Raw genomic sequence first — 21,703 nt, 5'->3', positions numbered from 1 at the left:
AGCAATCTAAATAAAGACAAGCAGCAAAAGGTACAATAACTCGTACCGCCGATAGGCTAGAGATCAGGAAAAATGTGAGCTCGCTTCTTGAGCGTAGCTGAGGAAATAGGCGAGTAGTACACAATGTTTTTGGTCACGACAATGGACTTGGCTTCCTCTTCACCAATATGCTCCACTGTTTTTTCCTGCTCGGCATGCGTGACATACTGCTTGGAAATTTTTGAGGATTTTTCAATCGATATATCAAAAATAGCGACCAATTCGGAAGATCGGATAATCTTCTCGCCGCCCAGATGAATGTACATAAGCCCTCACTCCTTAGCGTTCAACCTGTCCGGCATGAACGTGATAAATACTGGCATCTTTGAGTTTGTCAACGTTCAGACTCTCGATGCCGGTAGCCGTAATAAAGGTTTGCACCTTGCTCTGGAACGTTTCGATCAGCTGCGTTTGACGAAAAGGATCCAGTTCAGACAGTACATCGTCTAGCAGCAGGACCGGATATTCTCCGATTTCTTCATGAATCAGTTCAATTTCCGCAAGTTTAAGGGACAACGCCGTTGTGCGCTGCTGCCCCTGCGAGCCATACGTTTGTACTTCCCGATCGTTAATGAAAAAGGACAGGTCATCCCGATGCGGCCCACTAAGCGTTGTGCCTCGGCGAATCTCCTGCTCTTTCATTTGTGATAATTTTATCATAAATTGGTCCATTAAGACAGCTTCATCTTCCTCAGCGGCTTCGCTGAAGGAAGGAAGGTAGGCCAGACGCAGGACTTCTCCGCCTCCGGTGATGCCCTGATGAATCGTTTCAGCCCACTTTTGCAGTTTCTTTATGAATTGTTTCCTTTTTTTGACGATTTTAACACCATGCTCCACCAGTTGTTCATTCCACACCTCAAGCATGGTCTGCGCTGAAGCGTTCTGCCCCCATAATTGCTTGAGCAGATTGTTACGCTGAACGAGCACTTTTTGATATTGCTGCAGATGATACAGGTAACCTGGAGCCACCTGTCCAATCTCCATGTCAAGAAACCGGCGGCGGACCCCCGGTGTGCCTTTGACAATCTCAAGATCTTCCGGTGCAAACATCACCACATTAAGCGCTCCGACAAAATCACTCAGCTTGCGCTGTTCCAAACCGTTGATCTTTGCTTTTTTGCCTTGTTGCGACAAAGATAGCTCGAGCTTGACCGATCCGTACTTTTTGTCGACCTCTGCTGCAAGCCTTGCACGTTCTTCACCGAAACGAATCAGTTCCTTATCACGGGATGTACGGTGGCTCTTAGTGAGTGCAAGCACAAAGATGGCTTCTGCAAGATTGGTCTTACCTTGGGCATTTTGCCCGATCAAAAGATTTACAGGACCAAATGAATCCAGTCTCAGATGTTCATAATTGCGGAATTGCTGCAGATCTATGCTGTTTACAAACACGCGGTAACCTCCCTTTTATCCCGTCCGTCAGGAGGCAGCAGGATCTAACTGGTCTTCTTATTGTGCGACAACTTCGAACGAACCTTCTCCGTCCACCTCAACGATATCCCCAGGGTATAACTTGCGTCCCCGGCGTTCCTCAGGCTCTTTATTCACACGTACAAGTCCGTCCTGAAGCAGTGCTTTGGCCATACCTCCAGTTGGTATGCAATCGGCCAGTTTCAAAAATTGGTCAAGCTTAATATATTCCGTACGAATCGCTACTTGGTTCACTATGATCTTCCTCTCGTTAGTTGGTCGTCCGGTAAGGCAATATGACGTACAAGCTGTGACTGTCGTCCAGCGGTTTCAGGATGATAGGACTCATGACGCCAGTGAAAGCGATCATCAGCTGCTCACTCTCCACCACTTTCAGCACATCCAGCATATATTTGGAGTTGAACGAGATTTTCAGCGGTTCGCCGTTAAAGTCGGCAGGTTCGATCTCTTCTCTTACTTTCCCCAGCTCGGAAGAGCTGGATGAAATTTCGATCGATCCGGAATCCATTGTCTGCATCCGCACAATATTTGTTTTTTCTTCACGCGACAGCAAATAAGCCCGGTCAATAGATTCACTTAATTTTTTTGTATCCAAAACGAGTTCTGTTTTGTACGAAGTCGGAATAATTCTAGAAGTATCCGGATAAGTTCCGTCCAAAATACGCGAATAGAACAGAACACGGTCGATTTTGAACAAGACTTGATTATCAGCGACAACGATATCCACAAGTGTATTTTGATCCGGCACAATTTTGCTGAGTTCGTTCAGCGTTTTGCCCGAGATCACCACATTGTTGAATCTCACACCTTCTGCATTATCCAGCATTGCTGAACGAGTAGCAAGACGGTGACGGTCAGTTGCCACAAATTTCAGTTCATTGTCACCCAAACTCCAGAGTACACCTGTCAGAATCGGCGTAGTTTCATGTGTGGAAATGGAGAATACGGTTTGTTTAATCATGTTTTTGAGCAAATCTCCTGGAATGGAGACCGTTTGGTTTTCTTCGATGCTTGGCAATACTGGGAATTCTTCCGGATCAAGACCAACCAGTTGAATTTCTGTAGCTCCTGCGGAAATAAAGGTGTTGAAGTTATCTTTGACTTCCATGTGCACTTCCTGCGATGGCAGCTTCTTGATGATCTCCACGAAAAACTTGGCTGGTAGAACTACACTACCGGGTTGATCTACCTGAACAACACTTTTATCACCATCTTCAAGCGGGATGAAGGATTGAATTGAAATATCGGTGTCGCTTGCTGTCAACGTCACACCTTGATGATTAACGTCGAATTTGATACCGCTCAGAATTGGGATCGTCGTACGGCTCGAGATCGCTTTGGATACTTGCTGTATGGAATCGTTTAAATAGTTTTTCATTATGCTGATTTTCATGGTTTCACTCCTAGCTGATTTTTTAGGTGTTTGGGTGTTGAAAGGTGTTTTTCAAAGGCCGAAGGCTAAGCTTCGAAATCGCTTATTTGGAGATGATATCTTTTAGATCTTTATAGTAATAATAGTAATAGGGGCACTGAATATGTGGATAAGTGGGTATAAACCCATAAGCCCAAGCCTATCCACATGTGTATACGTTGTGCACAGGCTTGGGACTTATTCAGGTTGGATTCTTAATTTTTTCGGTTAAGTTGTTGATAACTTTATAGAGATCCTGATCGACTTTAATCGCCTGGGAGATCTTTTCGTGCGCATGGATGACGGTGGTATGATCTCGCCCTCCAAATGCTTCACCGATTTTGGGCAAAGAAAAGTCTGTAAGTTCACGAGAGAGATACATAGCAATCTGTCTTGGGAACGCAACGGCCTTGGTCCGTTTCCGTGCTTTGAAATCTTCAAGCTTAAGGCTGTAATACTCGCCGACCTTTTGTTGGATGTCGTGAATAGTGATCATTTTTGGACGACTGGAAGGAATAATATCCTTCAGTGCTTCAGCTGCTAGATGAGTGGTTACATCTTGATTAGTCAGCGAAGAATAGGCAACAACCCGAATCAGTGCCCCTTCCAGTTCACGAATATTGGTATCAATCTGGTTGGCGATGTACATCATCGCCTCATTCGGAATATCCAGGTTTTCCGCACGAGCTTTTTTACGTAAAATAGCAATCCGTGTCTCCAGATCTGGAGGCTGGATATCCGTAATTAACCCCCATTCAAAACGGGAACGAAGCCGTTCTTCCAGGGTCGGAATTTCCTTCGGCGGTCTGTCGCTGGAGATGATGATCTGTTTCCGTTCCTCATGCAGCGCATTAAACGTATGGAAAAATTCCTCTTGCGTCGATTCTTTTCCAGCCAAGAACTGAATATCATCAATGAGCAGAATGTCGACACTACGGTATTTGTTACGGAAGCTCTCCCCGCGGTTATCACGGATCGAGTTAATGAATTCGTTCGTGAATTTCTCAGATGACAAATAAACAACTTTGCTGCCCGGATCATGCTCCAAGACGTAATGTCCGATCGCATGCATCAAGTGAGTTTTGCCGAGACCTACCCCTCCATAGAGAAACAGAGGATTGTATGCTTTGGCGGGCGCTTCAGCGACCGCCAGCGATGCGGCGTGGGCAAAACGGTTGCCCGGCCCAATGACAAATGTATCGAATGTATATTTTGGATTCAGCATGCTGAGTACCGCTTCTTCCTGAACAACTGTAGGCGTTGGCGCTGGCAGTTGAGGGTCCGGTTCAGCAGGCTTGTTCTCCTCGATGACAAATTTCACATCGACCTGTTTGCCAAGCAGCTCATATACCGTCGATCCGACCAGTTTGGTGTAACGGCTCTCCAGCCATTCGACGGCAAACGTGGTTGGTGCGGATATGACGATCGAACGATCATTCAGCTTGGTAGCTTTGGTTGCTTTGAACCAAGTGTCAAAGCTGGGTTTGCTGAGCTTGTTTTGTATGATTGATAAAATTTGCTGCCATAAATCAGAAGTATGGCTGTCCACAGACTGTCACTCCTTTTACATGTTCCAAGTGTGGCTTAAGCCATGATGCAGTGTCGAAATACGAGATATATTGTTGAATTTATCCCCAAACCCCCGCAGGTCGAAAACAAAAAAAGAATGAACAACGGAAAATTGTTCACAACTTTATCCACAGGCTGTTGATAATATTATGGGTCAGATCACATATTCACATCCAAAAGTAATACAATCATAGCAAAAGAAGCCCGGCATTTCAATGTATCGCGTGATTTTATCCACAAATTCAATAACTTGTGTATAATTTTTAATCACAACACAATATATTGTTTATAAATTGTTTAACTTTCGACAAGATGACCCAAAAACCCAAATTATTTTATACACAGGTTATTCGTCAAATGATGCTGAATTGTGTGTAAAAGTATTCTCTGTTTGTGAATAACCTCTCTGTGGATAACCGTAAAGTGATAATGGCCGTTTTGGGGATTTACAGGGGAGTGACTCTTCATACCTTTTTTCCTTTTTTGAAGAGAGGAATTGAGGAAACGACAAAATCAAAGGCAGAGGAGATCAAGAAGAGGGCCTGTTGGTACCAAGGAACGTTTACTGATTTGTATGAATTGAACGTAGGATTTATTCCTAAAAGAGGTAGGATGGATAAGCGTGCAAACCTTGGAGATGGATGTGTCCCCATTGCAGCAGTTTTGCGTATGCCAAAAAGAGGTTGTTCCTGAAGACCGGAATGGTGGTCTAAGAGAACAACCTCTTTTTGGTGGTTATAAAAGCATGATTTACTCGTTATGAGCAGAAAATTTACGTTGGAAATCCGCGATATCTGCATATTCTTCTTCCAATTTTCGCGAAATGCGAATAAAGATGGGGAGCAGCTCCTGGTAGATCGATGCATGTGCTTTAATAGGGGTATGCTTGTGCGTTGTACCAACCATCGATGAAACGGCATGAAGCGACTTAATTCGCCCTGTAGCATAAAGACCGAGCACGACGGCCCCCAGACAGGAACTTTCGAAGCTCTCGGGCACAATGACTTCCTGGTTGAATATATCGGACATCATCTGACGCCAGAGTGGGGAACGAGCGAAACCACCCGTTGCCTGAATGGAGGTAGGTTGTCCGATCTGTTCTTCCATGGCCAGCAGTACCGTATACAGGTTGAAAATAACCCCTTCCAAAACGGAACGAATCATATGCTCTTTCTGGTGGTGAAGGGTCAAACCAAAGAAGGAACCCCGGGCGTCCGGATTCCATAAAGGGGCGCGTTCCCCTGAAAGGTACGGATGGAATAGAAGTCCTTCCGAACCGGGGCTGACGCGTTCCGCAATCTTAGTGAGTACATCATAGGAATTGATGCCGAGCCGTTTGGCTGTTTCGACTTCCGAGGCAGCGAATTCGTCCCGTACCCAGCGGAACAGCATGCCACCGTTATTCACAGGTCCGCCGATAACCCAAAGATTCTCGGTGAGGGCGTAACAGAACGTTCTACCTTTTGGATCGGTAACCGGACGGTCAACGACGGTGCGAATCGCGCCGCTAGTGCCGATCGTTGCTGCAACAACGCCAGGTTCAATGGCGTTTACGCCCAGATTGGACAATACCCCGTCACTTGCACCGATGACGAAGGGAGTAGAGGGGGAGAGAGCCATTTTTTCAGCCCATGTGCGATCCATTCCCTCTATAATATGTGTGGTCGGGACGAGCTGCGATAGATGGTCAGGTGTAATGCCTGCAACCTCAAGTGCTTCTGCATCCCAATCCAGTTGTTCCAGATTGAGCAGGCCGGTACATGAGGCGATGGAGTGATCCACGACATATTGGCCGAACAGACGGAAGAACAAATATTCTTTAATAGAGATAAATTTGGCGGTACGTTGAAATAGTTCAGGTTCATCATGACGCAGCCACATTAATTTGGTCAGTGGCGACATGGGGTGGATCGGTGTACCTGTTCGCAAATAGATAGAATGCCCGATTCCATCCTCTTGCAGTTTGGCGGCCCAGGCAGCACTCCGGTTGTCAGCCCAAGTGATACAGCGAGTTAGGGGCATACCATCTTGTCCCATCGCAATAACACTGTGCATGGCAGAGCTGCAGGATACGAACATAATTTGTTCGGCAGCTACGCCGCTTTGATCCATCACGCCGCGTACGGAGCGAAGGGCGGCTTGCACAATTTGTTCTGGATCCTGCTCAGCGACATCGGGAGCTGGGGTGTATAAAGGATATTCCTGAGTCGAGGTGCTTACAACTTCGCCCTGTTCCGTAAAGAGTACGGATTTGGTACTGGTTGTACCGATATCCATACCAATCATATAGTTGTTCACTTTACATAAACCTTCTTTCTTTTGAACCCATAAAATAAAACTCTAATGGTGTGGATTTATTTTCTTCTTCTATATAGGTAGTCAATTTATACGACTGTACTCAGCAGCAAAATAAAGATCAGTCCAACAACAGATAATAGTGTTTCCATAACGGTCCACGTCTTCAACGTCTGAGACACACTCATGTTGAAGAATTCTTTGATCATCCAGAAGCCTGCGTCGTTCACATGAGATAGTACAAGTGAACCTGCCCCGGTAGCGAGTACGACAAGTTCAATATTGGCACCAGGCGTTAGTGCAAGGACCGGAGCTACAATACCAGCTGCTGTCGTCATGGCCACAGTTGCAGAACCGGTAGCAACCCGAATGAGTGCGGCTACAAGCCAGGCGAACAGGATCACATTAATATTGGCATGTGTGGCGACCTCAGCAATGGCATTACCTACACCACTATTAATCAACACCTGTTTGAACGCACCGCCACCGCCAATGATGAGAATGATGGTCGCCGTAGGCGCCAGACATTCACTGGTGAAGCGGGAGATGTCATGTTTGTTGAACCCCCGTGAGAAACCGAGCGAAAAGAGGGCGAACACGACGGAGATCAGCAGGGCTATAATTTCATGGCCAATAAATTCACAGAAAACGGTAAATCCGCTTGTAGCGTCTGGGTCTACGATATTGGCGATGGAGCCAATAAGCATCAAAATGACCGGCAGCAAGATGGTAAACAGGGTTATGCCGAAACCTGGCAAGTTGTTACTTTTTTTCGTAGCGAATTGTTCAGCCAGCTCTGCAGGCGGTTCGGTATGTATTCTTTTACCGATAAATTTACCAAACAGAGGTCCAGCGATAATAGCAGTCGGGATACCTACAATAAGGGAGTACAAGATCGTTTTACCCAAATCGGCGCTGAACGCTTCGATGGCAATCATGGGAGCCGGGTGAGGTGGAACGAGACCATGTACAGTAGAGAGACCTGCCAAAATCGGAATACCGATCTGCAGCAGCGACATATTGGTTTTACGTGCAACGGTGAAAATGATCGGAATCAGCAGAATGACGCCGACTTCGAAGAATACAGGAATACCGACGATAAAACCAACAATCATCATCGCCCAGTGCACACGTTTTACACCGAAACGATCCACCAGTGTGGTAGCAATACGCTCGGCTCCGCCGGATTCAGCCATCATCTTACCAAGCATGGTCCCCAGACCGATAACGATGGCGATCGTTCCAAGTGTTCCGCCAAGTCCTCCCGTAATGGAGGAAATGACATCCGCAGGCTTCATACCTGTAAGCAAACCAAGCATTAGTGCGGACAACAAAAGGGTAATGAAAGGATTCCATTTATATTTGGAGATCAACACGATCAGGAAGACAATCGCAATTAATGTCCAGACCAATAACGTTGCATTATGGGATAGCCCAAAAAGAGTGCTCATGAGGTATGCTCCTTTTTTTCTGATATATAACGCTTACAACGGTTCCATGACCAGGTGGAGGGAAGACACTTTTACGATCATGTAGCACGGGCGGCTTGAATCCCTCTTAATATGCCCCAAAAAATTGAAACAAATCGCATTTTGTATACTTGTCGACAAGTTGGAGCGCAATCATTCACAACGGATATGATTGCGAACCCTCTGCACAGATATTCCATGAATTGACGAATGGAATTTCATTACAAGTCATTAAGAATCAAAGCTTTCGTGCAGCGTCTTGCCTGAATCCTGAAAATACGTGCGAACTCCAGCTTGAATGCGTGTTTTATCACCCGATTCAAGAGCCTCGATCAGCAAACGATGTTTGCCGATTACAGCGCTTACTTTCTGCTCGCCTTGAACAAAGACCCTACGGGTGGTGAGCAGCATAACCGTCATGACAACATAACGAATGCTTCTCCATAGATGTAAAATACGGGAATGCTGGGCAGCTTCAATAATAGTCTCGTGAAAAACGAGATCCTGATATGCGAATTCAACCGCATCTTGATGGCGTCCAGCCAAGTCCATTTTGTCTATTACATTACGTAGCTGGGTAATCAATTGATCTGGCACATCCCCCGCAAGCCGCTGCTGCACAAAACTTTCAATCAGGAAACGTACATCGTACAATTCCTCGACATCTTTAATTTTCAATCCAATAACAACGACACCCATACGCTCCAGCCGAATGAGCCCTTCATTCGACAATGTTCTTAACGCTTCGCGTACAGGTGAGCGACTGCTGTCAAAATCAGCGGCAATCCGATTTTCTGACAAAATTTCGCCAGGACGAAGGGTTCCGCTAATGATCCGCAGTCTTAGTTCGCAGGCAATGGCTTCCCCGCGGGAAGCTCCCTGAAGCCAGGATGAAGGAAACAGCATAGTGGCTAACGCTCCTATTATAAGTAATCAGTTCAATACTGATCATAGCACAACTATTTTGCAGATTGAGCGATTTACATCAATCCTTATGATGAGAATAAGTGGTTCTATGCTCTGTGCGCCTGCTGAATTTAGGAACGTTATACTGCTTCAAATGGATTTATCAAAGAGCTGGAGGAATAATTATCTTCCTTTAAATGTGTCAGGATCTATACTGCACTTCCCATAAGTATACTTGTATACAAGATGTGATTTTTTTATCCTACACCTTTCTCGAAAACTTGTAAACCATAAGAATAAAGCGGATACATTAAATTTAAAGTATATCAATTCAAAATCCAAAATATTTGCTCATCTATTGGATCGCTACATCACTATAGTTTTCAGAAACGTAGGAATATTAACCGAAACATGGGCCAATGAAACAGTAAATCAACGTTAAATAATCGTTATCCACATGTGAATAACTTGAAGAGGTGATGAAAGATAAGATTAAGGGGATTCAGGGGTGTGGATAACCGTAAAACTTGATTTTTAGTGAATGAACCGGGACTTGGGGATAACTTTTGGAGCCTCTAAATGATGCTTTATGAAGGTAATAAACAGGAGAACGCATCCATGGCCGTTTCGGTAGGGTGGAATAGGCATTAAAAGGAGAAGGGAGGTACGTGGCTCGCAGTTGACTTTTCCAGGTGTTCGTGGTTAAATGTATAAAGGTGTTTTCTGTGAAGATGAAAGTGATTCATCACATAAGTATTTCCTTGTGAGGAGGTGCAATACATTGAGACCTACATTCAAACCGAACGTTAGCAAACGTAAAAAAGTTCATGGTTTCCGGAAAAGAATGAGCACGAGCAACGGACGTAAAGTTCTGGCTGCACGTCGCCTTAAAGGCCGTAAAGTCCTGAGTGCTTAAATGCATGTGAAGACCACCGAGGTGGTCTTTTTTTTCTTAAATAGGTCATTTCAGACTGGATGCTAGTAAAGGTCAGGTCTGAATTGGCTGCGCAAAAGCATAACTACACATTTATGTTCAATGAATGAGATGTCCGTTTTTTCGAAAACGTTCCTTATATAAGGATGAATGTTTGCTCAGTTGAAATGACTGATCAACAATCGTCCCAAATGAAGTTGCCGCCAAGACGGTTTATCGTTATTCAAGAAAGCCTATACTAAATCAGTAATGAGGTCTTCGTCAATAATGTTGGTGGAAAACAGCAAGGAGAAGCGCCGTGTATAAAAGACTGCGTTTACGAAACCGGGCGGACTTTAGCCGCGTATACCGGTATGGGAAATCGTTTGCCAATCATCAGTTTGTGGTGTATGGCTGTCGTCGTAAAGATACAGAACAATTCCGAGTGGGTGTATCCTGCAGCAAGAAAATCGGAAACGCTGTCGTACGCAACCGGATGAGACGCATGATTAAGGAAATTGTACGTCATCATGAGAATGAGATTGTCACGCAGATGGATCTGATCTTTATCGTCAGAAAAGGTGCTTTGGACATGTCCTATAAGGATATGGAAAAAAGCCTGCTGCACGCGTTGCGCAAGGGCTCTCTTTTGAAGTCGGGCAAGCGGTAAGCTTCGGTTTATTTGTCCTCCTAATTATGGTATGATTTACGGTGGAATGGAATGGTTAAGAGAGGGGTTATGAAGTGTCGCGATTGAAGACATCAAAGGGGAAGTGGATTCTCCTCATTGCAGTCATTGCAATGGTCACTGTACTAGCCGGGTGTACTCCGCAAGGTTCGGGGGTTACTACGGAAGATCTGAAGAATAGTGATTCTTTTTGGCAAGCCAATGTTATTTATTGGTTCTCACTGGCGCTCGATACATTTGCCAACTGGTTTAACGGTGAATATGGACTGGCCGTCCTTGTGATGGTGTTAATTGTACGGACGTTAATCTTGCCGCTGACAATGAAGCAGGTTCGCAGTTCCAAGGCGATGCAAGCTATTCAGCCGCAATTGAAAGAAATTCAAGCCAAGTATAAAGATACACCTGAGAAAGTTCAGCAAGAAACAATGAAGTTGTTTCAGGAGAACAAAGTTAATCCGATGGCCGGTTGTCTGCCACTTATCATTCAGATGCCGATTTACATCGCACTTTATAACTCAATTTACGGAAACTCCAGTCTGAGAACACATGATTTCTTGTGGCTACAACTCGGATCACCCGATCACCTGTTTATTTTGCCAGTGCTGGCAGCCATCACAACATTTGTCCAAACGTGGATGATGATGCGTATGAATCCTGCACAGCAAGTCGGACCGATGCAATTCATGCTGTGGGTGTACCCGATATTGATCTTCGTTATGTCGTATCAGTTCCCGGCTGCATTGCCACTATACTGGTTCTACAGTAATATCTACACGATCGTGCAAAACTATTTCCTTTACCGGAATAATGATAAAGTCGTGGCTGAGGTCAACGTGAAGCAGACCAGCTCTTCCAAAAATGGAAATGGAGCTAAACGCAAAAACGGTGGCAAGGCAACTGTCTCTGGAAAAGGTTCGAAAGGGGCCAAAAAATCGAAATGACCAAAGTCATTGCGTCAGGAAAAACCGTTGAAGATGCTGTAAACCAAGGATTGGCTGAGCTTGGCGTGAGCCGGGACAAGGTCGAGATACAAGTGTTAGAGCAGCCGTCAAAAGGATTCCTGGGTTTGATCGGGGTTAAGGCCGCTAAAGTGGAAGTGAAACTTCTGCCTGTGCCTGAACCTGTGTCACAGCCGATCAAGCCGGCCGCACATATACCTCAGGTTGAAGAAACACTTGAGGGTGTGGCTGCTAAAAATCCCTATGAGGAAGCGGCTGCTTTCTTAAAAGAAGTGGCAGCAGGTATGGGACTGGATGTTGAAGTGCATATCAAAAAACAGCGGGATGGACATATCTTCAATATTGCCGGTGAAGACCTGGGCATGATTATTGGTAGACGTGGACAGACGCTGGATGCCCTTCAATATTTAACGAACATTGTAGCAAATCGTTATTCGGAAAGCTTCGTTCGCATCGTACTTGATGCAGAGAATTTCCGTCAACGTCGACGCAAGACGCTGGAGGATCTGGCTGAACGTTTGGCTGGACAGGCCATTCGCACTGGCAAGGAAGTTGTGCTGGAGCCAATGCCGCCACTCGAACGCAAAGTCATTCATGCGAAATTGCAAAATCACTCGCAGATTAAGACATACAGCAAGGGCGAGGAGCCTAATCGGCGCGTGGTCATTACGACGAAATAACACGAAATTGAAGACGCAATGGCTTCCTGCCCGGTGCAGAAGCCATTGCTTTTTTCGTACAGAAGTACTTTTCCAAAACTATAGAGCGACTTCAATAAAGCCATATCAAGATATGAATGATCGATAAGAAGCGTTGTGTAACCGAACAACTGAACTATATATAGAAATTAATATAGCGTCCCGAGGGGCGCAATTTTAAAATAGAGCAAGGAGAGATAACGATGATTAGTGATACGATTACAGCGATATCAACAGCGGTCGGAGAAGCGGGTATCGCTGTAATCCGGGTGAGCGGCCCGGATGCGGTGTCGGAGACGGAGAAGATTTTTCGCAGCAAAACCCCACTAACACAGGCAGCATCCCACACGGTTCATTACGGTCATATTGTAGATCCGGGGACTGGCGAGAAAATTGAGGAAGTATTGGTTACAGTGATGCGGGCGCCACGATCCTTCACAACAGAGGATGTCGTGGAGATTAGCGCCCATGGCGGAGTGGTGTCGGTTAAGCGCGTAATGGATCTGTTGTTGCAGCTCGATATTCGCCTCGCTGAACCCGGCGAGTTCACAAAGCGTGCCTTTCTCAATGGACGGATTGATCTGTCCCAGGCGGAAGGGGTCATGGATCTCATTCGTTCCAAATCTGATCGGGCGTTCTCCGTTGCACTCAAGCAAGTGGAGGGCAAATTGTCGTCCAAGCTGCGTGATCTCAGATACACATTGGTGGAGACTCTTGCTCACATCGAAGTAAATATCGATTATCCTGAGCATGACGTAGAGTCACTAACCTCTGAATTTATTAAAGAAAAATCCAGTCAGGTGATGACTGAAATCGATAAATTGCTGGTAACAGCAGAGCAAGGAAAGATACTGCGTGAAGGGATCACAACTGCGATCGTAGGCCGGCCAAACGTAGGGAAATCTTCATTACTCAATACGTTGGCCCAGGACAATCGGGCAATTGTAACGGACATTCCGGGTACAACGCGTGACGTCATTGAGGAGTTTGTTACGATTAACAACATACCGCTCAAACTGCTCGATACGGCAGGTATTCGGGAAACGATGGATGTCGTGGAAAGAATCGGGGTGGAGCGTTCTCGCTCTGCTGTGAATGAGGCGGATCTGTTATTGATGGTTATCAATGCTGCGGAGCCGCTGCATGAGGACGAGATTGAATTATTGGAACAAATCCGCGGTAGACAATCCATAATTATTATGAATAAAATGGACTTAGCGCCGCAGGCGGACCGCGAAGTGCTGCTTCGTTACATCCCTGAGGAACGGCTTGTTCCGATGTCGGTGAAAGATGATCTGGGCGTGGACCGATTGGAAGATGCCATCTCGACGTTGTTCTTCAGCGGCAAGCTGGAGTCGGCCGACCTGACGTATGTCAGCAATGTGCGTCATATTGCTTTGCTCAAAAAAGCGAAACAGTCGCTCATTGATGCCTATGAAGCGGCAGAGCAGTTGATTCCCATTGATATGATCCAGATCGATGTTCGTCTGGCATGGGAGCAGCTGGGTGAGATCGTGGGCGATACAGCGCACGATGCGTTGATTGATCAAATTTTCTCTCAATTCTGCCTCGGAAAATAACACCTGACAAACATACCGGCTCTGAAAAGTAGTATGATAATAAAGTCCATCTGTGGGTGGTCAAAGAATCCGCGAATATGTCTGAAGTATCTATAGACTTGATGGCTTAATATAGATCGAAATGCATTCCATTTAGTGTGAATCGCGTTTCGTAGTTTTTACAGAAAATAGATCGTTTGCATGAATTTAGGCGTGCGGCGGCAAAAAGGAGGTAAACTGGAATGGCTTTTGATGGCGGAAGTTATGATGTAATCGTCGTTGGTGCAGGACATGCTGGTGTGGAATCGGCATTGGCTGCAGCCCGTATGGGTTCGAAAACACTGATGATTACCATCAATCTGGATATGGTGGCCTTCATGCCTTGTAACCCATCTATTGGGGGACCGGCAAAAGGACATGTCGTACGTGAGATTGATGCACTTGGTGGAGAAATGGGACGGAACATCGATAAGACTTTTATTCAGATGCGAATGCTTAACACAGGTAAAGGACCTGCTGTGCATGCGCTTCGTGCTCAGGCGGATAAATTTTCTTACCAGCATACGATGAAAGAAACGATGGAGAATGAACGCAATCTGACGATGCGTCAGGGCATGGTTGATCGGCTGATCGTTGAAGACGGACAGTGCGTAGGTGTGGTTACTCAGACGGGTACCGAGTATCGGGCCAAAGCCGTTGTTTTGACAACAGGTACGTATCTGCGCGGTAAAGTAATTATGGGTGAGTTGATGTACGAGAGTGGTCCAAATAATCAACAGCCTTCCCTTAAGTTATCCGAACATCTGCGTGAGCTTGGTTTCGACCTGGTCCGTTTTAAAACAGGTACACCACCGCGCGTGCATAAGGATACGATTGATTTTAGCAAAACGGAAATTCAGCCAGGTGATGACAAGCCGAAGTTCTTTTCTTATGAAACGGAATCTTCCGATAATGAGCAGCTGCCTTGCTGGTTGACGTATACGTCTGTGGAGACACACCAGATTATTAATGATAACCTCCACCGTGCTCCAATGTTCTCAGGAGTTATTGAAGGTACCGGACCGCGTTATTGCCCATCGATCGAGGATAAAATTGTGCGTTTCAGCGATAAGCCGAAGCATCAGATTTTCCTGGAGCCAGAAGGCAAAAACACATCGGAATACTATGTACAAGGTCTGTCTACAAGTCTGCCAGAGGATGTTCAATTGGCGGTCCTTCGTTCCATCCCGGGTATGGAAAAAGTAGAAATGATGCGTAATGGCTACGCTATTGAATATGATGCAATGGTGCCTACACAGTTGTGGCCTTCACTGGAAACGAAACGTCTGCCAGGTCTGTTCACAGCAGGGCAGATTAATGGAACCTCCGGGTACGAAGAAGCGGCAGGGCAAGGCGTAATGGCCGGTATCAACGCTGCACGTAAAGTACAGGATAAAGAGCCTGTCGTACTCGATCGCTCCCAAGGGTACATTGGTGTGCTGATCGATGATCTCGTAACCAAAGGTACGAATGAACCTTATCGTCTGCTGACTTCTCGTGCAGAATATCGTTTGTTGCTTCGTCATGATAATGCCGATATGCGTTTGACGGAAATTGGTCATGATATTGGTTTGATTCCTGATGAGCGTTATGCTAAATTCCTGGACAAAAAGGCAAAAGTAGAACAGGAAGTGAATCGTCTGAAGGCAGCTAAAGTTCGCCCTGTCGAAGTGAATCCGAAGCTGGAAGAGATTGGTTCTACACCGATTCAAGATGGCAGCACACTTCTGACATTGATGCGCCGCCCAGAGATCGGGTATGACTGGATTGAGCAGATCTCACCTTCCGAGGTGGAACTGACCGCTGATATGAAAGAGCAAGTGGAAATTCAAATCAAATATGCGGGTTATATTGAGAAACAATTGATCCACGTGGAACGTTTGCAAAAAATGGAGAAAAAGAAAATTCCGGACACGATTATATATGATGAAATTCATGGTCTTGCTATGGAAGCAAAGCAGAAGCTCGCTACGATTCGTCCAATCTCGATAGGACAGGCGTCCCGTATAGCTGGGGTTACTCCTGCGGATATCTCCATTCTGCTGGTTTACCTGGAGCATTATAACCGTGTAACCGCAGCAAGGGGACAATAATGGACGATATTCAACAGCAGCTACAACGGCGCCTGAAGAAACATGGACTGGAGCTGGATGAACGCCAGTTGGAGCAATTTGAGTTATATTTTCAGGAGCTGGTAGCTTGGAATGAAAAGATGAATCTAACCGGGATTACCGAACGTGAACAAGTATATACAAAGCATTTCTATGATTCGGTATCGCTGGCATTTTATACAGATATGTCGAAGGTAAACAAACTTGCAGACATTGGTTCAGGGGCTGGGTTCCCAGGACTACCACTTAAAATTTGTTTTCCACATATCAAGCTGACGATCATTGACTCTCTAAATAAACGTATTGGCTTTTTGCAGCATGTTGTAGATACGCTCGGCTTGACCGATGTAGAATTGATTCATGGTCGTGCCGAGGAACTTGGACGCAAAGAAGGATATCGTGACAGCTACGACCTTGTTACTGCGCGTGCAGTTGCTAAGCTAGCGGTGCTTAATGAATTCTGTCTGCCTTTTGTTCGCAAAAGTGGATTATTCGCTGCAATGAAGGGCGGAGACCCGCGCGAAGAAATGAAGGAGGCTGAATTCAGCTTTAACCAGCTGAAAGGACGGGTAAAAGCAGTTCATCCGTTCCAGCTACCTGTTGAAGAGTCGGCACGTCATATCATTCTGATTCAGAAGTTTGATAAGACACCTTTTAAATATCCACGTAAACCAGGAACACCATTAAAAACACCTTTGGTATAGTTTTTGGCGTAACATCGTATATATTAAAATGGTAAGAGGATCATTCTTCGTTTATTTAATGAAGAACTTTGAATAAGAGTAAAGAGGATGTTTCACGTGAAACATCCTCTTTTTGTTTTTTTGATTTTTTATCAAGATATAGATAGTATCCACATTACGAGTACATAAGAGTAGAGAAAACAGAATCGGAAATTTAATTCATTTAGCGTAGAAGTTTTTTTGATGGAAAATCCTTTTCTTGTTACAGCTATTCTTGAATGAAGGTCATTGACCTATGGATAGAGAAAGATCATCGGCAATAGTAGTAGCTATAGAATAGAAAGACAAGTATGAAAGAGTTTATTCTGCCACTGAGGCTATCTTATGAAAATTCATTTTTTCATGGTATTAAACGAGCGCACAGCGTAGCTACTAGGAGCAGGTCCTGTTTACAGAGATCTTCCATATCTTAATGGGTACAAACAGGTCATATAGCTAATGTTCATGAAGAAAAAGCAGGAAAATTAGAAGAGTTTAAAGAATAGGTAAACATAGGATTATGGAAGAAAAGATGATAGAATAGAAGTATCCGGTCCTGGATTACAGAGATCATAGATTATATGTATAGATAGATTTTTGAGCATTATTGTATAGGTTACAGAAAGCGTCATGGAAGGCAAAACTTATTCGAAGAACGACAGCATTTGGAAGGGTCGCATATTGAATAAGAAGCACCTGCAATTCTGCGGGAGCTATTACGAAACTAGGTGGTAATATACGGAATGAAAGAACAATTTTCGAAGTTGTTTGGTTTGGCGGAGCGCAATAACGGAGATGAGATTAAACAAATTCCGGTCAATGAAATTGTGAGCAGCCCATATCAACCCCGTACTATTTTTGATGATGATAAAATTGATGAGTTGTTGCAGACGATCAAGACACATGGAGTTATTCAGCCGATTGTCGTCCGCGTACGAAATGGATCATATGAGATTATCGCCGGGGAACGTCGCTGGCGTGCAGTTCGAAAACTGGGCTTGGATCATATTCCGGCCATTGTGCGTGAATTCAACGACTCTCAGGCAGCGTCCATCGCATTGATCGAAAACCTGCAGCGTGAGGGACTCACTTCAATTGAAGAGGCTGTTGCTTATCAGAAATTGATTGACCTGCACCAACTTACACAGGAAAGTCTTGCGCAGCGATTAGGCAAAAGCCAGTCGACGATCGCCAACAAAATCCGGTTGTTACAGCTTCCGGAGGGCATTAAGACAGCACTGATGGAACGTAAGATTTCGGAGCGTCATGCCAGAGCTTTGCTATCATTGGATACGGAAGAGTTGCAAATGAAATTGCTCGGCGAAATTATTGATAAAGAGTTGAATGTCAAACAAACGGAAGCACGAGTTGCCTTTTACAAGGAATCCTCGAAGATCAAAAAATCCAAACGTATCTCCTTCACGAAGGACGTTAGACTTGCACTTAATACGATTCGTCAATCCATTGATATGGTATCGGGCTCCGGTCTAGACATCAAAACCAAGGAAGCGGACCATGAGGACCATTACGAGATCGTTATCCATATCCCGAAACGCAAATAATTGAAGCTTAAGGCGGCAATGGGCCGCTTTTTCTGTCTATAAAGTTGAGAGTGGCATGAACAGCGTAGAATAGCACCATGAAGAAACGGTAGTTGATGTTTGTGTGGATGATAGCCACCTGCTTTTTGTTAACTGTAGTTCACAACCTACAAGAAAAGACTCCTATTTTATTTGAGGTGAAGTAATTGTCTAAGATTATGGCCGTAGCAAATCAAAAGGGCGGTGTGGGGAAAACGACGACATCTGTTAACTTGGGTGCAGGACTGGCTTCGCTCGGGAAAAGGGTGCTGCTTGTCGATATTGACCCCCAGGGGAATACAACCAGCGGAGTCGGAATCAACAAAGCAGATGTGGCCAATTGTATATATGATGTCATCATTAATGAAGTTCCCCCTCAAGAAGCGATTGTGGAAACTCAGATTGAAGGCCTTCATATCATACCTGCAACGATTCAGCTTGCCGGAGCCGAGATTGAACTGGTATCGACGATATCACGGGAAGTCCGCCTGAAAAAATCACTCGCCATGGTGAAAAAAAACTATGATTACATACTGATCGATTGTCCACCCTCCCTCGGCATGTTAACGATTAACTCGTTGACAGCTTCCGATTCGGTGATCATTCCGATTCAGTGTGAGTATTATGCGCTCGAAGGGTTGAGCCAATTGCTTAACACGGTGCGTTTGGTGCAGAAACATCTGAATACGTCCCTACAGATTGAAGGAGTATTGCTGACGATGTTTGATGCTCGTACGAATCTGGGCATTCAAGTGATTGAAGAAGTGAAGAAGTATTTTCAACAAAAGGTGTATCAGACCATTATTCCGCGCAATGTGCGGCTTAGTGAGGCGCCTTCTCATGGGCAGTCAATCATTACGTATGATCCTCGATCCCGTGGGGCTGAAGTTTATTTAGAGCTCGCAAAGGAAGTGATTTCTTATGAGTAAGCGGCTTGGAAAAGGTCTTGATGCCCTCATTCCTTCGCTTTCAATTAATGACGACGATAAAGTCGTAGAAATCCCGATTAGTCAACTGCGGGCAAACCCTTACCAACCTCGTAAAGTATTTGATGAGGATGCGATACATGAACTCGCTGAATCGATCCGTCAACATGGTGTTATACAACCTATTATTGTACGACCTGTTTTGAGAGGTTATGAAATTATTGCTGGTGAACGACGTTTCAGAGCTTCCCAGTATTGCGGTAATGCCACTGTGCCTGCTGTAGTTCGTAATTTCAGTGATCAGCAGGTTATGGAGATTGCTTTAATCGAGAACCTGCAGCGTGAGAATCTGAATGCGATGGAAGTTGCAGTTGCTTATCAGGGGCTGATGGACCAGTTTGGGTTAACCCAGGAAGAGCTCTCCGTAAAAGTGGGCAAATCACGTTCTCACATCGCTAACTTCCTGCGTTTGTTATCATTGCCGGAAGAAGTGAAGGATCATGTTTCACGTGGAACATTGTCAATGGGGCATGCACGTGCTATCGTCGGCGTTAAAGATGAAAGCCTTGTGAAGCAGCTGGCAAAACAAACTATTGATCAACAGTGGAGTGTACGTGAACTGGAAGAGGCTGTTCAACAATTGGATCGTTCCAAAACGGGTGAAGCGAAAGCAAAATCCAAGTTAAAGAAAAAAGATCCGTTTATTGATACATTGGAAGAGTCTTTACGTGAACGGTTTAAAACAACGGTGAAAATTAAGCATAACAAAGATAAAGGCAAAATTGAGCTCAACTACTACAGCAAACAAGATCTGGAGCGACTGTTGGAACTGTTGCAATAATAGTCATGACTCCATGATCGATGAACAACATGCGGGGCTTTTTCATGTGATGACATATCGCCTCTGTACCATGGAGAAACGATATGTCATTGTTTGTTTCTAGGGATTATATCAAACCATAACAATCAATTAGGGACAGAGGTGGTCATGAGGTGGAGGGAGTTATCTATCTGGATCATGCAGCGACATCTTGGCCTAAGCCACCTGCTGTCGGGGAAGCCATGATAAAGGCTCTGGATGTGGCAGGGGCGAACCCAGGCAGAGGAAGTCACCGGATGGCAGTACAGGCGAGCCGAGTTTTATTTGGTGCCAGAAAAGCGATATCCACTCTTTTGGGTGTTCGTAATGCCAATGATATCGCTCTGGGTTCTAATACCACAGAAGCTTTGAATCTTGCTATTCAAGGGTGGCTAAGAGAAGGCGATCATGTCATTGCTACGATGGCTGAACATAATTCAGTAAGACGGCCACTGGAGTACATGCGCAGATCTCGTAATGTAGAGGTTGATTATGTGCCTGTTAATGCAGCCGGGGAGATCGACCTGGTCCAATTCGCACGCTTGTTTCGTTCCAATACAAGATTGGTTGTCTGCACGCATAGTTCGAACCTGCTGGGGAGTATTCTGCCTATTGGTGAAATTGCACTGATGTGTCAAAAAAATCAGGTGACTTTGCTTGTTGACGCTGCTCAAAGTGCTGGAATTATCCCTATGGATGTGAAGCAGCTTGGCATCGATATGCTCGCCTTTCCAGGGCATAAAGGAATGTTGGGACCGCAGGGAACAGGTGGACTGTACATTGCTCCTGAGCTGGATGTGCAACCATTGCTTCACGGCGGGACAGGAAGCCAATCTGAGGCAATTGAGCAGCCACTTGTTCGTCCTGATCGCTATGAGGCGGGTACGCCCAATACCGTGGGTATAGCAGGTCTGGCAGCCGGAGTGCAGCATGTGCTTGAACTGACACCTGAATTCATATATAAACAGGAGTGGGATTTGACTCAGCATATGATGGATGGGTTATCATCAGTACAGGGGATTCGAATGCTTGGCCCTGAAATTGGACAGCCGCGTACGGGATTGTTATCCTTTACTGTTGAAGGGTATGATTCGGCTCAGCTCGCTTTTCAATTAGACCGAAGTTATGGCATCGCTGTGCGCTCAGGTTTTCATTGCACACCTCTTGCCCATGAGTCAGCTGGTACAACGGCAAGTGGGGCTGTCAGAGCGAGCGTGGGGTATAGTACATCAAGAGAAGATGTCGATGCGTTGATCGAAGCAGTTATCGAATTAACAGCATCAAAATCGGTAGGAATCAGTCCTAATAAAACATGAATTTCAACGCTTGAATAAGCAAAAAGCAAAAGAGGTAAGAGGCTAAAACGAGTGATTAGCTGTATGGGTTATCTGGTGAATAATAAGGGTAAGCTTGACGGTTACATTAGAGCGTTGGATGCTTTTCTTGGCTGAATGGATCGATGATGTATGATGTGGAGTACGTTTGAAGGTACAAACGTTAACCTGAACAAACCAACAGAGGGGTAGTTG

Annotated in this window: 20 protein-coding genes; 12 read left to right on the top strand and 8 right to left on the bottom strand. The window is 45.2% G+C overall.

Going from position 1 to position 21,703, the window contains the following annotated elements:
* Nucleotides 1–56: 56 nt before the first annotated feature.
* The 5 genes from remB to dnaA all read right to left on the bottom strand — a co-directional run bounded on the left by remB (nucleotide 57) and on the right by dnaA (nucleotide 4,430).
* Nucleotides 57–305 (bottom strand): extracellular matrix regulator RemB, encoded by a 249-nt coding sequence (gene remB, locus HP548_RS02075; RefSeq protein WP_017691405.1) that lies wholly within the window; start codon nucleotides 303–305, stop codon nucleotides 57–59.
* 13 nt (nucleotides 306–318) lie between these two features.
* Nucleotides 319–1,431 (bottom strand): DNA replication/repair protein RecF, encoded by a 1,113-nt coding sequence (gene recF, locus HP548_RS02070; protein WP_024629510.1) that lies wholly within the window; start codon nucleotides 1,429–1,431, stop codon nucleotides 319–321.
* 57 nt (nucleotides 1,432–1,488) lie between these two features.
* On the bottom strand, nucleotides 1,489–1,704 hold the full coding sequence (gene yaaA, locus HP548_RS02065; RefSeq protein ID WP_024629511.1) for a S4 domain-containing protein YaaA: 216 nt from the start codon (nucleotides 1,702–1,704) through the stop codon (nucleotides 1,489–1,491).
* Nucleotides 1,705–1,720: 16 nt separating this feature from the next.
* A complete protein-coding gene (gene dnaN / locus HP548_RS02060; RefSeq protein ID WP_099857719.1) occupies nucleotides 1,721–2,863 on the bottom strand; it encodes a DNA polymerase III subunit beta in 1,143 nt (380 codons plus the stop codon).
* A gap of 220 nt (nucleotides 2,864–3,083) precedes the next feature.
* Nucleotides 3,084–4,430 carry a chromosomal replication initiator protein DnaA gene (dnaA, locus tag HP548_RS02055; protein WP_024629513.1) on the bottom strand — a complete coding sequence of 449 codons (1,347 nt, stop codon included), beginning with the start codon at nucleotides 4,428–4,430 and terminating at the stop codon, nucleotides 3,084–3,086.
* A gap of 413 nt (nucleotides 4,431–4,843) precedes the next feature.
* Here dnaA and HP548_RS02050 point away from each other — a divergent pair, with 413 nt between their 5' ends.
* Nucleotides 4,844–5,143: a hypothetical protein gene (locus HP548_RS02050; RefSeq protein ID WP_175380716.1), complete on the top strand. Its 300-nt coding sequence runs from the start codon at nucleotides 4,844–4,846 to the stop codon at nucleotides 5,141–5,143.
* A 57-nt stretch (nucleotides 5,144–5,200) separates the two neighbouring features.
* Here the strand turns inward: HP548_RS02050 and gntK are convergent, their stop codons facing one another.
* The 3 genes from gntK to HP548_RS02035 all read right to left on the bottom strand — a co-directional run bounded on the left by gntK (nucleotide 5,201) and on the right by HP548_RS02035 (nucleotide 9,120).
* Nucleotides 5,201–6,736 carry a gluconokinase gene (gene gntK, locus HP548_RS02045; RefSeq protein WP_175380723.1) on the bottom strand — a complete coding sequence of 512 codons (1,536 nt, stop codon included), beginning with the start codon at nucleotides 6,734–6,736 and terminating at the stop codon, nucleotides 5,201–5,203.
* A gap of 98 nt (nucleotides 6,737–6,834) precedes the next feature.
* Nucleotides 6,835–8,196 carry a GntP family permease gene (locus HP548_RS02040; RefSeq protein ID WP_076287172.1) on the bottom strand — a complete coding sequence of 454 codons (1,362 nt, stop codon included), beginning with the start codon at nucleotides 8,194–8,196 and terminating at the stop codon, nucleotides 6,835–6,837.
* Between the two features lie 249 nt (nucleotides 8,197–8,445).
* Nucleotides 8,446–9,120 carry a GntR family transcriptional regulator gene (locus tag HP548_RS02035; RefSeq protein WP_076287173.1) on the bottom strand — a complete coding sequence of 225 codons (675 nt, stop codon included), beginning with the start codon at nucleotides 9,118–9,120 and terminating at the stop codon, nucleotides 8,446–8,448.
* 781 nt (nucleotides 9,121–9,901) lie between these two features.
* Between HP548_RS02035 and rpmH the strand changes: the two genes are divergently transcribed.
* The 11 genes from rpmH to HP548_RS01980 all read left to right on the top strand — a co-directional run bounded on the left by rpmH (nucleotide 9,902) and on the right by HP548_RS01980 (nucleotide 21,490).
* Nucleotides 9,902–10,036: a 50S ribosomal protein L34 gene (rpmH, locus tag HP548_RS02030; protein ID WP_024629517.1), complete on the top strand. Its 135-nt coding sequence runs from the start codon at nucleotides 9,902–9,904 to the stop codon at nucleotides 10,034–10,036.
* A gap of 316 nt (nucleotides 10,037–10,352) precedes the next feature.
* The gene (gene rnpA / locus HP548_RS02025; protein ID WP_076287174.1) at nucleotides 10,353–10,703 is read left to right on the top strand and encodes a ribonuclease P protein component; all 351 of its coding nucleotides are present in this window, start codon (nucleotides 10,353–10,355) and stop codon (nucleotides 10,701–10,703) included.
* Nucleotides 10,704–10,777: 74 nt separating this feature from the next.
* Nucleotides 10,778–11,662, top strand: coding sequence for a YidC/Oxa1 family membrane protein insertase (locus tag HP548_RS02020; RefSeq protein WP_076287175.1), 885 nt, complete (start codon nucleotides 10,778–10,780; stop codon nucleotides 11,660–11,662).
* Nucleotides 11,659–12,360 carry an RNA-binding cell elongation regulator Jag/EloR gene (gene jag, locus HP548_RS02015; protein WP_076287176.1) on the top strand — a complete coding sequence of 234 codons (702 nt, stop codon included), beginning with the start codon at nucleotides 11,659–11,661 and terminating at the stop codon, nucleotides 12,358–12,360. Before HP548_RS02020 ends, jag begins: the two co-directional genes overlap by 4 nt.
* 221 nt (nucleotides 12,361–12,581) lie before the next feature.
* Complete coding sequence (mnmE, locus tag HP548_RS02010; RefSeq protein ID WP_076287177.1) at nucleotides 12,582–13,958, top strand: tRNA uridine-5-carboxymethylaminomethyl(34) synthesis GTPase MnmE; 1,377 nt, start codon at nucleotides 12,582–12,584, stop codon at nucleotides 13,956–13,958.
* A 221-nt stretch (nucleotides 13,959–14,179) separates the two neighbouring features.
* On the top strand, nucleotides 14,180–16,069 hold the full coding sequence (gene mnmG, locus HP548_RS02005) for a tRNA uridine-5-carboxymethylaminomethyl(34) synthesis enzyme MnmG (RefSeq protein ID WP_175380715.1): 1,890 nt from the start codon (nucleotides 14,180–14,182) through the stop codon (nucleotides 16,067–16,069).
* Complete coding sequence (gene rsmG, locus HP548_RS02000) at nucleotides 16,069–16,791, top strand: 16S rRNA (guanine(527)-N(7))-methyltransferase RsmG (RefSeq protein WP_076287179.1); 723 nt, start codon at nucleotides 16,069–16,071, stop codon at nucleotides 16,789–16,791. The genes mnmG and rsmG overlap by 1 nt, the downstream gene beginning before the upstream one ends.
* A 761-nt stretch (nucleotides 16,792–17,552) precedes the next feature.
* Nucleotides 17,553–18,371: a nucleoid occlusion protein gene (gene noc / locus HP548_RS01995; RefSeq protein ID WP_076287180.1), complete on the top strand. Its 819-nt coding sequence runs from the start codon at nucleotides 17,553–17,555 to the stop codon at nucleotides 18,369–18,371.
* Nucleotides 18,372–18,556: 185 nt separating this feature from the next.
* The gene (locus tag HP548_RS01990) at nucleotides 18,557–19,318 is read left to right on the top strand and encodes a ParA family protein (RefSeq protein WP_024629525.1); all 762 of its coding nucleotides are present in this window, start codon (nucleotides 18,557–18,559) and stop codon (nucleotides 19,316–19,318) included.
* The gene (locus HP548_RS01985; protein ID WP_024629526.1) at nucleotides 19,311–20,156 is read left to right on the top strand and encodes a ParB/RepB/Spo0J family partition protein; all 846 of its coding nucleotides are present in this window, start codon (nucleotides 19,311–19,313) and stop codon (nucleotides 20,154–20,156) included. Before HP548_RS01990 ends, HP548_RS01985 begins: the two co-directional genes overlap by 8 nt.
* 152 nt (nucleotides 20,157–20,308) lie before the next feature.
* Nucleotides 20,309–21,490, top strand: a complete 1,182-nt coding sequence (locus HP548_RS01980; protein ID WP_175380714.1) for an aminotransferase class V-fold PLP-dependent enzyme — start codon at nucleotides 20,309–20,311, stop codon at nucleotides 21,488–21,490.
* Nucleotides 21,491–21,703 lie beyond the last annotated feature (213 nt).

Source organism: Paenibacillus taichungensis (genome assembly GCF_013359905.1).
Classification (GTDB): Bacteria; Bacillota; Bacilli; order Paenibacillales; family Paenibacillaceae; genus Paenibacillus; species Paenibacillus taichungensis.
This window is presented reverse-complemented; position numbering and strand designations above follow the sequence as displayed.

Bases quoted from the DNA above. Each gene is read 5' to 3' on its own strand.
- mnmG (WP_175380715.1), top strand. From the start codon at position 14,180: ATGGCTTTTGATGGCGGAAGTTATGATGTAATCGTCGTTGGTGCAGGA.
- gntK (WP_175380723.1), bottom strand. From the start codon at position 6,736: ATGATTGGTATGGATATCGGTACAACCAGTACCAAATCCGTACTCTTT.
- HP548_RS02040 (WP_076287172.1), bottom strand. From the start codon at position 8,196: ATGAGCACTCTTTTTGGGCTATCCCATAATGCAACGTTATTGGTCTGG.
- HP548_RS02035 (WP_076287173.1), bottom strand. From the start codon at position 9,120: ATGCTGTTTCCTTCATCCTGGCTTCAGGGAGCTTCCCGCGGGGAAGCC.
- noc (WP_076287180.1), top strand. From the start codon at position 17,553: ATGAAAGAACAATTTTCGAAGTTGTTTGGTTTGGCGGAGCGCAATAAC.
- remB (WP_017691405.1), bottom strand. From the start codon at position 305: ATGTACATTCATCTGGGCGGCGAGAAGATTATCCGATCTTCCGAATTG.
- rsmG (WP_076287179.1), top strand. From the start codon at position 16,069: ATGGACGATATTCAACAGCAGCTACAACGGCGCCTGAAGAAACATGGA.
- mnmE (WP_076287177.1), top strand. From the start codon at position 12,582: ATGATTAGTGATACGATTACAGCGATATCAACAGCGGTCGGAGAAGCG.
- jag (WP_076287176.1), top strand. From the start codon at position 11,659: ATGACCAAAGTCATTGCGTCAGGAAAAACCGTTGAAGATGCTGTAAAC.
- dnaN (WP_099857719.1), bottom strand. From the start codon at position 2,863: ATGAAAATCAGCATAATGAAAAACTATTTAAACGATTCCATACAGCAA.
- HP548_RS01985 (WP_024629526.1), top strand. From the start codon at position 19,311: ATGAGTAAGCGGCTTGGAAAAGGTCTTGATGCCCTCATTCCTTCGCTT.